The organism is Solibacillus sp. FSL W7-1324 (assembly GCF_038008025.1).
GTDB lineage: Bacteria > Bacillota > Bacilli > Bacillales_A > Planococcaceae > Solibacillus.
Window position 1 is genome coordinate 1,773,731 of record NZ_JBBOYH010000001.1, and the last position, 13,281, is coordinate 1,787,011.

At 37.8% G+C, this 13,281-nt stretch carries 16 protein-coding genes; 7 read left to right on the forward strand and 9 right to left on the reverse strand.

Going from position 1 to position 13,281, the window contains the following annotated elements; all coding sequences use genetic code 11:
* Positions 1 to 93 precede the first annotated feature (93 nt).
* The 4 genes from MKY71_RS08575 (at position 94) to MKY71_RS08590 (ending at position 2,628) form a co-directional block, all read left to right on the forward strand.
* The gene (locus tag MKY71_RS08575) at positions 94 to 303 is read left to right on the forward strand and encodes a spore coat protein (RefSeq protein ID WP_340732225.1); all 210 of its coding nucleotides are present in this window, start codon (positions 94 to 96) and stop codon (positions 301 to 303) included.
* 12 nt (positions 304 to 315) lie between these two features.
* The gene (locus MKY71_RS08580) at positions 316 to 678 is read left to right on the forward strand and encodes a spore coat protein (protein ID WP_079526734.1); all 363 of its coding nucleotides are present in this window, start codon (positions 316 to 318) and stop codon (positions 676 to 678) included.
* A gap of 20 nt (positions 679 to 698) precedes the next feature.
* Positions 699 to 1,835, forward strand: coding sequence for a zinc-dependent alcohol dehydrogenase (locus MKY71_RS08585; protein WP_340732226.1), 1,137 nt, complete (start codon positions 699 to 701; stop codon positions 1,833 to 1,835).
* Positions 1,836 to 2,118: 283 nt separating this feature from the next.
* Positions 2,119 to 2,628 carry an Ltp family lipoprotein gene (locus MKY71_RS08590; protein WP_079526738.1) on the forward strand — a complete coding sequence of 170 codons (510 nt, stop codon included), beginning with the start codon at positions 2,119 to 2,121 and terminating at the stop codon, positions 2,626 to 2,628.
* A gap of 40 nt (positions 2,629 to 2,668) precedes the next feature.
* On the opposite strand, the gene MKY71_RS08595 is transcribed toward MKY71_RS08590, so the two are convergent.
* From MKY71_RS08595 to MKY71_RS08610, 4 genes are all read right to left on the reverse strand, one after another.
* On the reverse strand, positions 2,669 to 3,310 hold the full coding sequence (locus MKY71_RS08595) for an alpha/beta family hydrolase (protein ID WP_340732227.1): 642 nt from the start codon (positions 3,308 to 3,310) through the stop codon (positions 2,669 to 2,671).
* A 21-nt stretch (positions 3,311 to 3,331) separates the two neighbouring features.
* Positions 3,332 to 4,132, reverse strand: a complete 801-nt coding sequence (locus tag MKY71_RS08600; RefSeq protein ID WP_340732228.1) for a protein phosphatase 2C domain-containing protein — start codon at positions 4,130 to 4,132, stop codon at positions 3,332 to 3,334.
* A gap of 83 nt (positions 4,133 to 4,215) precedes the next feature.
* Positions 4,216 to 4,755 (reverse strand): ATP-dependent exonuclease, encoded by a 540-nt coding sequence (locus MKY71_RS08605; protein WP_340732229.1) that lies wholly within the window; start codon positions 4,753 to 4,755, stop codon positions 4,216 to 4,218.
* Positions 4,756 to 4,895: 140 nt separating this feature from the next.
* Positions 4,896 to 5,270, reverse strand: coding sequence for an rRNA methyltransferase (locus MKY71_RS08610; RefSeq protein WP_339176450.1), 375 nt, complete (start codon positions 5,268 to 5,270; stop codon positions 4,896 to 4,898).
* A gap of 499 nt (positions 5,271 to 5,769) precedes the next feature.
* Here MKY71_RS08610 and MKY71_RS08615 point away from each other — a divergent pair, with 499 nt between their 5' ends.
* Entirely contained in the window at positions 5,770 to 7,143 is a 1,374-nt protein-coding gene (locus MKY71_RS08615; RefSeq protein WP_340732230.1) for a nucleoside-diphosphate sugar epimerase, read from the forward strand.
* A gap of 111 nt (positions 7,144 to 7,254) precedes the next feature.
* Here the strand turns inward: MKY71_RS08615 and MKY71_RS08620 are convergent, their stop codons facing one another.
* Together MKY71_RS08620 and MKY71_RS08625 are read right to left on the reverse strand one after the other, a co-directional pair.
* Positions 7,255 to 7,422, reverse strand: coding sequence for a hypothetical protein (locus MKY71_RS08620; RefSeq protein WP_340732231.1), 168 nt, complete (start codon positions 7,420 to 7,422; stop codon positions 7,255 to 7,257).
* Positions 7,415 to 7,576 carry a transcriptional regulator gene (locus MKY71_RS08625; protein ID WP_340732232.1) on the reverse strand — a complete coding sequence of 54 codons (162 nt, stop codon included), beginning with the start codon at positions 7,574 to 7,576 and terminating at the stop codon, positions 7,415 to 7,417. The genes MKY71_RS08620 and MKY71_RS08625 overlap by 8 nt, the downstream gene beginning before the upstream one ends.
* 198 nt (positions 7,577 to 7,774) lie before the next feature.
* On the opposite strand from MKY71_RS08625, the gene MKY71_RS08630 reads away from it, so the two are divergent.
* Positions 7,775 to 9,028 carry a mechanosensitive ion channel family protein gene (locus tag MKY71_RS08630; RefSeq protein WP_339176455.1) on the forward strand — a complete coding sequence of 418 codons (1,254 nt, stop codon included), beginning with the start codon at positions 7,775 to 7,777 and terminating at the stop codon, positions 9,026 to 9,028.
* A gap of 126 nt (positions 9,029 to 9,154) precedes the next feature.
* Here the strand turns inward: MKY71_RS08630 and MKY71_RS08635 are convergent, their stop codons facing one another.
* Entirely contained in the window at positions 9,155 to 10,096 is a 942-nt protein-coding gene (locus MKY71_RS08635; protein WP_340732233.1) for a tyrosine recombinase XerC, read from the reverse strand.
* Between the two features lie 278 nt (positions 10,097 to 10,374).
* On the opposite strand from MKY71_RS08635, the gene MKY71_RS08640 reads away from it, so the two are divergent.
* Entirely contained in the window at positions 10,375 to 11,796 is a 1,422-nt protein-coding gene (locus tag MKY71_RS08640; RefSeq protein WP_340732234.1) for a sugar phosphate isomerase, read from the forward strand.
* Positions 11,797 to 11,848: 52 nt separating this feature from the next.
* On the opposite strand, the gene MKY71_RS08645 is transcribed toward MKY71_RS08640, so the two are convergent.
* Complete coding sequence (locus tag MKY71_RS08645; protein ID WP_340732235.1) at positions 11,849 to 12,253, reverse strand: hypothetical protein; 405 nt, start codon at positions 12,251 to 12,253, stop codon at positions 11,849 to 11,851.
* Positions 12,254 to 12,292: 39 nt separating this feature from the next.
* Positions 12,293 to 13,162 (reverse strand): tyrosine-type recombinase/integrase, encoded by an 870-nt coding sequence (locus tag MKY71_RS08650; RefSeq protein WP_340732236.1) that lies wholly within the window; start codon positions 13,160 to 13,162, stop codon positions 12,293 to 12,295.
* Positions 13,163 to 13,281: the final 119 nt, after the last annotated feature.

The window sequence follows — 13,281 nt, forward strand, 5'->3', positions numbered from 1 at the left end:
TGCTGATACCTAATGTAATGTAAAGGCAAATTTGTATAAAGAGAATTGCTACAGGGTACACTTTTTAAAGAAAAATCTGGAGGTGCGATTAACATGTTTGAGAAAAAATTAGCTCTTCATGAAACAATGGAATTTCATGAAGTTATAAACTTTATGACAACTAGTTTACTTAAATCAAAGTTAAGTCAAGGTGTCGTCTTTGATGATGATTTAAGAGCCTTATTAGACAAAAATGTAAAATTATCTACCCCAGCACTTGCCGCAATGGTTAAGCTCTATTCTAAATCGGAACTGGTATATTAGGAGGTCAATTTTATGGAAGACTATTTAGATCCGATCAATTCAATTGGAATGCCTGAACTAACGGATTCTGGAGTTGCGCTTGAGTTTTTGCTTACAACAAAGACGGGAATTCGAAATCTTTCAATCGCCTTAACCGAAACAGCTTCCCCGGCACTACAAAAAATTATGAGAACGCAACTGAATGTGATGATTGATCTATATTTTGAGATTTCTGAGCTTATGATGAAAAAAGAATGGCTGAAGCCTTATCATCTGGAAGGTCAAAAAGAGTTGGATATTAAATCTGCTGAAAATGCGATAAGTATTGCCCAGTTGGATCTATTTCCTAAGAGCATGAACCGCAAAGGAATGTTCCCTACCCCACCAAAAAAGTAAACGGAAACGAGGGATTTTTAATGAAAGCTGTTACGTTTCAAGGTATAAAAAATGTTGAGGTCAAGGAAGTAAAAGACCCTAAAATAAAAAAAGCCGATGATATTATAATCCGTCTCACAACAACAGCCATATGCGGATCAGATTTGCATTTGATGCATGGAATGATACCAAATATAGGCCAAGATTATGTTGTTGGCCATGAACCAATGGGAATTGTGGAAGAAGTCGGCAAGGATGTGACGAAGGTTAAAAAAGGTGACCGGGTTGTCATTCCCTTTAATGTCGCATGCGGTCAATGCTGGTATTGCAATCACGAGCTGGAAAGTCAATGTGATAATGCTAATGACAATGGTGAAATGGGCGCCTACTTCGGTTATTCAGACACAACAGGAGGGTTTCCTGGAGGCCAGGCCGAGTATATGCGTGTTCCCTATGGCAATTTCCTCCCTTTTAAAATTCCGGAGAAATCTGAAGTTCCTGATGAAAGTCTCGTTCTCCTTGCTGATGCTGCCTCTACTGCTTTTTGGAGTGTAGAAAATGCCGGTGTGAAAAAAGGAGATACAGTTGTTATTCTTGGTTGCGGACCTGTTGGACTATTGGCGCAAAAATTTACTTGGTTAAAAGGTGCAGAAAGAGTAATCGCAGTTGACTATGTAGGATATCGTCTCAAACACGCTAAAAAGACAAATAAAGTTGAAATCGTTAATTTTGAAGACCATGAAAATTGTGGTGAATATTTAAAAGAGATAACAAAAGGCGGCGCGGATGTAGTTATTGATTGTGTCGGGATGAGCGGAAAAATGACACCATTAGAGTTTCTGGCAAGTGGTATAAAACTGCAAAGTGGCGCTATGGGTGCGGTTGTGACAGCCAGTCAAGCAGTACGCAAAGGAGGAACGATTCAAATTACCGGTGTTTATGGTGGTCGATACAACGCTTTCCCACTCGGTGACATATTCCAACGCAATGTAGCAATCCGTACCGGACAAGCCCCTGTTGTACATCTCATGCCTCATGTCTATAACTTAATCGCTGATGGTAAAGTGAATGCAGGCGATATTATTACACATGTCCTCCCTCTTGAAAAAGCAAAGTATGGTTATGAAATATTCGATACAAAACAGGAAGATTGTATAAAGGTTGTTTTAAAACCTTAAATATATAGTTTGGGTACTTTTGTAACTCCTTGCAAAAGTACCTTTTTTATTATAAAAGTTACCTTTATTCCACGCACTTAACATGTAAATAAGCTACAGCTTCTCCCTATTATTATCAATCTAGAGCACCCTTGAAACAGCATTTATAATAAATTTGCCACATTTCGTTGAATAAATATCGATTAATTAATAAACATTTGCTATATATAAAAATATTACCAGTATTATTATCCTACGATAACTTGTAATATATAGATAGAATCAAAAAGGAGGATTTACCGCGTTGAAAAAAGTATTTAAACTTGGTTGTGGCGGGTTTTTAGCCCTTATTATATTAATAGTAATCATTGCAGTGTTCAGTGATGGAGAAACATCTGAAGTGGATTCAGATACAAAAGTTGAAGCGACAACTGAACCGAAAGAACAAGCTGCAGATACAAAAGAAGCTGTAAAAGAAGAGCCAAAAGAGGAAGCAAAAGAAGATAATGTACCGCGTGAATATAAGTCTGCGTTGAAAAAAGCAGAAATGTATGCGGAAACAATGCAAATGTCTAAAGCCGGTATTTACGATCAGTTAATTTCAGAGTATGGAGAAGGTTTCCCTAAAGAAGCCGCGCAATATGCAATCGATAACCTGGAGTTTGACTGGAAAGCAAATGCATTAGATAAAGCAAAATCATACGCTGAAACAATGGCGATGTCTGACTCTGCCATTTACGATCAATTGATTTCCGAATACGGAGAAAAATTTACAGCTGAAGAAGCTCAGTACGCAATTGATAACTTAGAATAAAATGAAAACCTTCCATCGAACTGGTGGAAGGTTTTTTTCGTTAAAATGCATCGATTGCCTTGATAACTATTTTTAACAGATCAACGGACTGGACCGGATCGCTCTTATACTGCAAACTGTGATCCGCTCCTTCGAGTAGTTTAGTTACGAGCTTTGGATTCTGGGCGAATTGACGATATCTTTCCGCATTATAATGCGTGTCATCATCCCCAATAAAACATAAACTTTCGTTACGGCTCTGTAGCATCGCTTCAAAAACATCATCCCGATTAAGTAGCGGTGTTAACCATACAGCTTTTGCGTTATGAAAGATTTCCCTATTAATCAGTGACGCCATGGCAATCGTACCTAGAGACTTCCCGACAACATAATAGTCATCATACGAATTCTCTTCTAGCACTTTATCGATAACAGCACCTACATCATGGTGAATTGCTTCGACAAGCTCATCCATAGTGAAATGATCGTAAAACTTATCGTTATACGTATAATTCACCTGCAGCACATCAACCGATTTATGTAAAAATACACCTGTTGAATAATGAAAAAGCGGTGCTTGAACGGTATAGCCGGCCCCAGGAAGCAAAATCGCCAGTTTCGAAGCATTTTCATCGGTACTTAAAACAGTATAGTGAATATCCTTTTCTTTATAACCTGTAATAGAATTGGTTTCTTTAAACATATACATAGCCCCTTTAAATGATTATTTATTGCTCGGTTCCGTTGCGTATTCATCGATCTCAACAGTCCATGAAACAATCGTTGTACTGTCCCGTACTCCCTTTGCCTCAATCTCCTTTAGTAGCTGACCTACAGCATCGTGTGAAGACTGGGAATGAGTAAATACTTGCAGAATGTCCCTCGGATTATCGAATGAAGTATGGGGACATTCCGTTAGTCCGTCCGTCGTCATAAAAAGCTGATTCACTCCTTTTCGCAATTCTCTGCGCCCCGTACTGTAACAAGGCACATCCAATTCAAACGTATTAACATACCCAATCCATTCATAGAAATTTCTTTGATTTAACTGATATTGCTGCATTTCAGCCAGTTCAGGGTGAAACAAGTGAAGAATACAGTCTCCAACTGAAAACCACCAAAGATATTTGTCTTTCCTTAATACAATCAGACAAGCCGTTTCCCCCTGCACTCCACGACACCGTGCTAAAAAGAGCGGATTTTGAAAAATATGTAGAATGTAAAGATCCAATTCCTGAAAAGCAACGGAAAGTGGTTTATTAAAAATTGAAGTCAGGTTATGCTCTTCGTTTAAAATAGTTTCCACAACAAGTTCGGCACTTTCCGCACTGTTATGGGCGTCCAAAACCATGACAAATTCCCAGTTCTGTTCTTCATTCACCCAAACAAGACAACCATCTTCGTTTTTATATTGCCCTGCTGAAGAATTGCCACCAAACCTTCCAATGACTAAGTTCTTGAACTGCAAAGTATCCGGTAAATCTACAAAATGTGTTTCGCTCCCTACCCAGCTGAATTTGAACATTTCTACTAACCTCCTTAACCTCGCAAACAGAAATAAAAGAAAAACTTAGCCCCTTACCAAGCTAAGCTTTTCATCTTAAAAATCTATTTCTTTTCATACTCATCAAATTTAATCTTTTTCTTACTCGTCATGAGGTAAATATAACTCGTTGCCATCGTTTTATCTTCCTGAACAATTAGCTCATTCCCCGATTTATCGATAAATTTATAATTCCCTAATGCATTCGGCACATATTCTAATGCAACCCGGTCAATCGAATCCCATTGCATTTTCTGAGAACCGATCAGCTGGCGTTTATACACTTCCTGTTCATTAATCGCTGTGTAGGTACTAGTGGAACCGTATAACGTCACCAACCCACCGATAAGGAGCACTAAACTAAGCGCATATGTCGCAATTTTGCGTTTCCAGCAAAGCACTGCAAAGGCTACAGCTAATATAAAAAACCCCGTCATAATCAGTTTTACATTTGTGCGAAACGAATAAATATAAAAATAAGAGCGATCGGTCAAAAATAAATCCGGAACAGTCATCGGTACAAATATGGCGAACAACGGTGAAATAATAATACAAGTAACCGCCATTACACCAAAAATCAGCCTCGGTGAATAGTTTTTAAACATGGCCGTTCTCATCCCTTCTTAAAAAACCTCTATACTATAAGTCTAATGAAAAATGAAAGTAATTTCAATAATATGGAAAAATAAATATAGAGAGAATGAAAAAAGCAATCGGTTTCCCAATTGCTTCATCGTTTTTCTTATTAAACTTCTACACGGTAACGCCAATTTGCGTGTTTAACATCCTCATAATTGATGTATGCAACACTTGCTTCAATGACATCGTTTAAGTTCAGGTTATGGTCTTTTGCAAATTCCTTCAGGCTATCCAGTAATTCCTTATCGCATGTCGTCCGAAATTCGATGCGGTCTTTAGGCCGGTTTTTTTTATCGTAAACGATTGTACCAGATTCAATTAAATTACTGTATCCATTTTCCAGTAAATAACCGATATGTGTATCATATTTTTCGGCAAGCTGTTTTAAACTGTTAATAATTGCCGCGCTCATACGCGTTTTGTACCGGATTCTTGATTCGTCCGTTGTTTGAATCAGTTTCCCGTTATGTATCTTCCACATTGTCATTCTCCTATCAGCAATTCATTACGTATATTATAGCCATTATTGCCAAAAATAAAACACTCCTTATGGCATAAGGAGTGAAAGGCGTAAAGTTGCGGTCGGTATTGCGTATTTAGTTGTAATGTTTCGTACGTTAGTTTAACATCTTATAAAACGTTTGAGCTGAAATTTTCAATAGTATATCTCAATTCGTGTATGCATTTCGCTCGCCTAACTTTAGTTGGCATCTTTCGAAAATCTTCGTTAAAGCATTTTGTTCATTAATTGCCTAAAATAAACTGTGAATGTTGCTTGATAAACGCATACAACGAAGCTAATAGAAATCATCATATAAACTATCTAAACTAGTGGTTAACTTACATCTACTCTTCAGTGACCGCAACTTTACTTACAAGTAATATACCACCTTAAACTACCCTTAAACCTATTTTGAGAACTTTTTTTTCGGAATTTTTATGATTCGAGTATATAATAGTAGGAACGGAGGTGTCTTAGCATGCTAAAAATTAAAAAAATCGAGTTTATGAAAGTTCTGTATGATGACGCATTAGCGCAGAATATCTTTTCAATCGCGAATATTACGTTTTCAAATAGAAGTCCGATACAAGGAGCCCTCCTCTACTGGCAGCAAAATGAATCAAAGGAACCTTATACAAAAGAAGGCGACTACAAGTTTTTCTATGACTTGGCAAAAGCGCAATATTTTGCAGCGGTAAAGTTTCCTAAAGACTGTGACTTAACACAGGATGAACGCCAGGAACTCGCCTATCTATTATTGGAAGAGCGCGGCGCAATCGGAACATACAGTTTTATTTCGACGAAGCCAAAAGCCACTTTCCAATTAAATAAGGCCTTTCAGGAAATTTCGTTCCCTGCCCATTTTTCAGTAGATGATTTTAACGAGCTTTCCATTGTGAAACAGCTGGAATCGAATGACGAAACCGTTTATGAGCAGCTACCATATGACCGCGTATTTTTAGAAGCTTATAGAAACTGGTGCCATCAGGCTGTCCAGTTGCATCCATCTCGCTTAACAGCTTATTTTCAATACTTGCCGTTTACGTATGTGAGCTATGCCAATCCGCTTTTATCGGAACAGTTTTTAATCGATTATTTGCCTGACGTGAATCTGGAAGCACTTCAATATAACAAGCCGGTACTTGCCCGGTTGTCGATGTCATTTAAACGTTACTTAGTCACAACGTTAATGGCAAATAAAAAACATCTGAATCCGGACTTTGTCGATCAACTGGATGATTTCATTGAAAGCAATGTCTTTTATAATTCATTTGAGCTTATCTATTTACCGGAAGCCGATGAAATTCCTGATATGGACCTGCAGCTTTTTGAATATGACCGTGGTTCGTATAAATGGGCCGGCAGTGAGCATTTAGTGAAAGGAATTCCGTCACTGGTCAGTCAGAAGTATAACCGCTATGGGGACCGTCGATTAACAAATGCCGAAATGGATAAAAAGTTTAAAGCATACAGTGATGAACAAAAGCAGTTATTCACAGCCATTGCGGAGCTGCATTGGTTGAATCGATACAAAAATGAGCTGGATTGGTCTTATATTTGCCAATACAATGTGCATTTGACGGAACAATTTCTAACAGCACATATCCATTATGTCGATTTCAATGCGCTTGGTCAGAATACGGATATTGCAGTCAATGCGGAATTTTTATCAACCTATTTACACCGGTTTAACCATCAAAAAGCGGTTCCGTTAATTATTTCTCATTTAACAGAGCAGTTTTATTTAACACATAAAGATGAAATTAAAGTCGACCTCGATTTGCTCTATAAATATATGGACAATATCGATGAGGAAGAGTTTTTACGAATTGAAAGTTATTTGCTTGATTAATAAAGGGCTGCTTTGTAACTCGATTACAAAGCGGCCTTTTTGCTGTAGAAAGGATTAAGCAATAAAAAAATCAACCTACAACGGATTCGTAGATTGATTTAATACAGTAAATTAAGTTGTAATTTCATAAACACCTCGATGCAGCATGGCGTAGTTAGCACATATGTGGGACATTTCCATCGTCAGATCCGGCTGGATATAATGAATGTTCACAAGTTCGATAGAATGAACCGGCATAACATCCTTATAATAAACGGTTTCGGTTTGAGGACTAACCATTTCGTCTCATCTCCTGTTCCATTGCATAATCGTTATAAGAAAGTAATTGCTGATAGGAAAGCTGATTTATATAATAACGAAAATTCACCGGCTGTAATCCAAACTGTTCACACTTCTCTACATACATTTGATACCCTTTTTCGAAATAACTCATTGTTCTTCTCTCCTTTGTTATATAACAGTTTTTATTTGTAAATTAAATATATAACAGTTTATGATTGCTGTCAATAAATTATCTGAATTTTTGTACTAGTTTTATACATTTCGACAAAGGTTTTTATGGGAAATCCGCAGTAGACAATCATTTCATCTTGTCGACATCTTTGTTACCATAGGAGTCGGGAGGAATTACATGAATCTTATTTACAAAAATCTTATCGAATTTGGGTTAAGTCCATTGTTTGCTGAATATCTTTCAGTGGCGCTTATGATTATTTTTATTGTAATCATTTGCTTAATCGCAAATTTCATCACAAAAAAGATCGTCATCCGATTTATTACACACATCGTCAACAACAACAAGTACCAGTGGGATAACATTCTATTGGAAAAGAAAGTATTCCATAAGTTATCGCATATCGTACCGGCGATCATAATTTACTATTTTGCTGGAGCCTTTACGTATCAGACCCTTATTGAAAAAGGGGCAATTACGTATATTATAATCGTGGTTTTAAGTCTGCTAGGCAGTTTGTTGAATGCGATTCACGATATTTATCAAACATTTGAAATTTCAAAGGTACAACCGATTAAAGGCTATATTCAAGTCGTGAAAATCATTGTTTATGTACTCGGTATTATCCTGGTTATCGCAAACCTGATTGGCGAAAATCCGCTGATTATCTTAAGCGGACTAGGTGCATTGTCAGCTGTACTGCTTCTCGTTTTTAAAGACTCCTTATTAGGTCTAGTAGCAGGAATTCAGTTGTCCTCAAATGATATGGTGCGTGTCGGTGATTGGATTGAAATGCCGAAATACGGTGCGGACGGGGATGTCATTGATCTGTCATTAAATACCGTTAAAGTCCAAAACTTTGATAAAACTATTACGACAATCCCTAGTTATGCATTGATTTCGGATTCCTTTAAAAACTGGAGAGGGATGCAGGTTACTGGTGGCAGACGGATCAAACGCTCGATTTTTATTGATACAACAAGTATCGCGTTTTGTTCAGAGGAAAAGATCGAGCAGTTGCGAAACATCCATTATCTTACGGACTATATTGATACGAGACAACGTGAAATTGCCGAGTACAATAGTAAACATCGTATTGATACAAGCAACCAGGTGAACGGCAGAGCGTTGACAAATGTCGGGTTGTTCCGGACATATATTAGCAACTATTTAAAAAACCATCCAGGAATCCACAAAGACATGACAACGATGGTGAGACAATTGGCGCCAAGTGAACACGGGCTGCCACTTGAAATTTACACATTTACAAACGATATTAACTGGGCGGTATATGAGTCGATTCAATCGGATATATTCGATCATCTCTTTGCGATCGCATCCGAGTTTGACCTGAGACTATTCCAAAACCCAACCGGCAATGATTTTAAAGCTATGAGTTCATTTCAGCAAAATAAACATGAAGGCGAATAAGATTCATTGACCGCTTAAAAATCCCCATTTTCTCATAAAGAGAACATGGGGATTTTGTTGACTTTAATATGTTATATGAAGGATAGATTAACATGGATATAAAACCGAGTTTACATAATATTATTATTATAAATTATTAAACGGATTGTTTTTAAGTACTTGCTGAATTTGTTCGTCTTCGATATGTGTATAGATTTGTGTTGTCGCTACACTGGAGTGCCCGAGAATATGCTGCAGTGTTCGGATGTCCGCCCCGGATTTATACATCATCGTCGCGGAAGTATGTCGCAGTTTATGCGGCGTCAGTTTTTCTTTCGGGGACGGGCTGTTGGTATTGATCACTTTCACAATCCGCGCAATCGACTGTCTCGCAAAACGTGTCCCTTTTTGAGAGGTAAACAGCGGTTCTTTCCCTTCCCCTTTATATGCATGCCGCTCCTCTAAATACTTTTCCAATGCGTTCATACATGCATCATTTAAATACACATGACGTTCTTTATTCCCTTTCCCGATTACCGTCAGCATCCGACCATTAATGGAATCGGTATTCAGTGAACATAATTCGGAAACCCGAATACCGAGATTCAGGAAAAAGACCATCATGCATTCATCACGTGCACTGTACGATTGTGTTTGGACAGCACCGATGAAATCTTTTGCCTCATTATAGTTTAAATAAATCGGCTGGCGCCGCCCGATTTTTGGGGTTTCCAAATGTTCGGCCGGATTTTCATCGATGAGACGGCGCTTTCCTTTTAAGTATTTGAAAAAGGCTTTTAATGTGGCTACTTTCCGCGCACGGGCTGCTGAGGAATTGCCGCGCTGCACTTCGCAATATTCCATAAACAAATACAAGTCTTCCAGAGACACTTCTTTAATCTGGTCGATTGTAAATTCGGATATGTCGATTGTCTGTAAACGGTCTAACGAAATATCTTCCTCGATCGCTTTAAGAAAACGCATAAACAGAATAAGATCATATTCGTATTCTTTTCGGGTTCTTTGGGACTTTCCGGTAATTGTTGTTAAGTAAATCAAAAAGTCACGTAAAAATTTCGGCAGCTTCATTTTCGGCCATTCCCCCCTCTATTTAGCTCATATTATAGCATAAAAAATGTTCCCAAATTTATATTTGGGAACATTATTGTTAATTTAGCAGTTTTCAGCGGTTTTTCGACAATAAAAAGGAACATCTGTTCTTATATCGTAAATTCGCTCTCAGACGAAGTGAAATGTCGATTCGTGGATGATGACCCATGTCGAATCGTCTGAGAGCGATTTTTGTCGAAGCCCTTTTTGGTTAAATTTATCGAATTTTGGGAATAGATGTTTCAGGAGGTGAAAGGATGAATTCCCTTAAAAGTCACTATGTTTTTTATTATCCTTTCAATTATCGACAGTATGATTTTGGAAAATTACAGCATGAATTAAAGCGCAACAAATTTTATCATTTTACAATCGATGAAGAAGAATTTAATGAAACACTTTATGGAGCCGATATTCAAGTTTCCCCCCAATTGCTAACACAATTCTTTTATCCTTTTATGGAAGAGAAATTATTGAATAACGATATTTCCGTACGAAACTTCAACCGCTACTCGAAAAAAATCCATTGCGAAGGAAAAATGAAGACGGCATTCGATGAAGTTCCCTTTACATTATTGAGTGCGGATATCAATCTGTGTCCATTCGGTATTGGGATTTTAGCATTGAGAATACAATTGGCAGATGATGTGGACATGAATGCCGCGTTATCATTCGGTCATTATTTTAGAGTGTTGCGGCCAAAAATTGAGGAAGAACTAGGCGCGGAAATTTATTACGACAATTTTATCTTTCATAATACCGATGAGCTATTATTAAAAAAAATTGCCCCGTTTTTAGAGAAGTATTTTATTGATTATTCATCTATTCACAAAAACATAAGCAAAATCCCGTTTTTCGAAGATGAGCGTATGTACGTCAATGCGTTCTTTCATATGGGAGAAGACGCGGAAATCGATGAGGAACTATTGTTTCGGGCAGGACAGTTAAATGGACGCGATAATAATGGGGATCCGTATATTTCAAGTACAAATGAAGAATATATAAAACGTTTCGTCGAGGAACATTGCTACGAAAGATGGGCACCACAATTTCATATTATTACAACATTGCAAGGTCAAATTCACCTATCAACGATGGATGACAAAAGTATGTATAAATCCTTAAACAGCTTTCATTCGGTCTCTTATTACATATTTCTCATTCATTATTTCTATAAACTGATGCTGCTGAAACTTGTCTTTGAACATAGTGAATTGAAGTTTTCCAGGGATAAGGATATTGTAAAGGAATTAATTGAACAGATTACGAAGTTTGCATCGAGGTATTATTTTTCGGAAGTATCGGCACGTACAGAAGGAAAAGAAATTTCACATTATCTCCGGAAAGTCTTCCGGATCGACGGACTTTACCGAGAGACGAAGGAAACACTTGAAGAACTGTACCGGATTCAGGAAGACCGTTCAACAGACCGGTTAAATAAACTGATCTTTATTTTAACGATATTCAGTATGATTTCCGGTATATACGGAATGAATCTAGTGATTGAAATGCTGGCAGAGCCATTTAAATTATCCGAAATTTTTAGTTTTACTTTCTTTGAATGGACCGCACTTATACTGATGGTTATTGGCTTAATGACGCTGGCACTGCTTATTTTAAATCAGGTTTACAAATTTTCGACAAGCTACTATGGAAAAATAAATAGACGAAGACAACGCTAAAAGGGATATGGGAGATGTCAATGACACAATCCCATATCCCCTTTTACTTTTACTAGACAAATAGAGTGATCTGTTCCCCGCTACGCTCGACTTTCCAGTTTGAAGAAAGCATCGCGCGAATTTGCTGTTCAATGATCGCATCGACATGTAGTGATTGCAGACCGTTCCCTTCAGGCAAGAGTTCATACTGATCATCTGATATTTGAAAACGCATGCGCAGCAGGTTTCTCAAACCATTGATTGTTACAAACTTCACCTTATAGTTCCCTGCAAAAGCCTGTACCATCTCTTCAGCCTGTTCATTCCATAAAATTTTCAAACTCTCTGTATCGATATCATACGTTTCTTTTAATCGATTAAGTTCATCATTTTCAATATATTGTTTTATTTGTTCAAATGTATACGGATGGGTTTTCAGAAGTTCAATCGTATACGCTTCCATCATTGATATTGCCATTCGTTTTCCCTCTCAATCTTTCATCAATCCAATTATTTACTAGCCGTTTTTCGGGAAACGTTGCTCCCGTTCAAGCAATACGCCTTTTCTTGCATAGCCGAACTGCTCGTACAATACTTTCGGATCCTCTTGTTTTGTTAATAGATTTTGTATTGCATGGTAGCGCATATTAGTAGCGGTCACTTTAAATTGAAGCTGTTCGGACATCGCCTTAAAAATGCGCTCGATCGTTTTGACGGTGACCGGCTCCCCCATTTTATTGCCGACGCCGAGCCAAACATAAGGTGACTGCTCCGTCAGCGGCATGAATTCAATTGTGTGGCGTTTATAGTCTTCGAGCAGTTCAAGCAGTTTTTTAGAACACTGCAAAACACGATAGCTTTTTGAAGCCAGTACGATCACTTCACGTTTTTCAGGATTAATATGCTTCCATTCCATCCGTACAAGCTCTGCTGGCTTAATGCCAAGCTCCGCAACAGTAAATACAATGACCGTATTGCGTAATGCGAGCCATTCATGTTCCTCATTCAAGGCAATCTCATACTGCTTCGGCCAATAAGCTAATGCTCGATTGAATTGTTTTTCCTTCAGTACGTTCAGTTCCGTCTCCTCTTTAGTCAACGGGGCGATGATTTCTTCGTTATATACGGAAATGACACCGCGCAGCTGCAAGAAAGTAAGGAAATGGCGAATGGATGCGAATTTGCGGTTGACTGAATTGAACGAAGGATACTTTTCCTGAATCGTTTTTGCATAAAGTTGCAGGGCTTCATTTATTTGATTCTCATGCTCAATAATCTCTGCGAATTGCTTTGCATCCAATGTATATTGTTTCGTCGTATGAAAAGATTTATTTAAGGACTTTAAGTAAGCAGTAAATGCCTTAACATACGGTTGGATTTTTTCCACATTTTTCGCCCCTTTCTTTTTATTGTATCATGCCAAGTGGTAAGATTTACATGGATTTGATACAGTAAATTGCTGAATATTCGTTAAATTTACTTGAACCAACCGGAATGCATGTTATT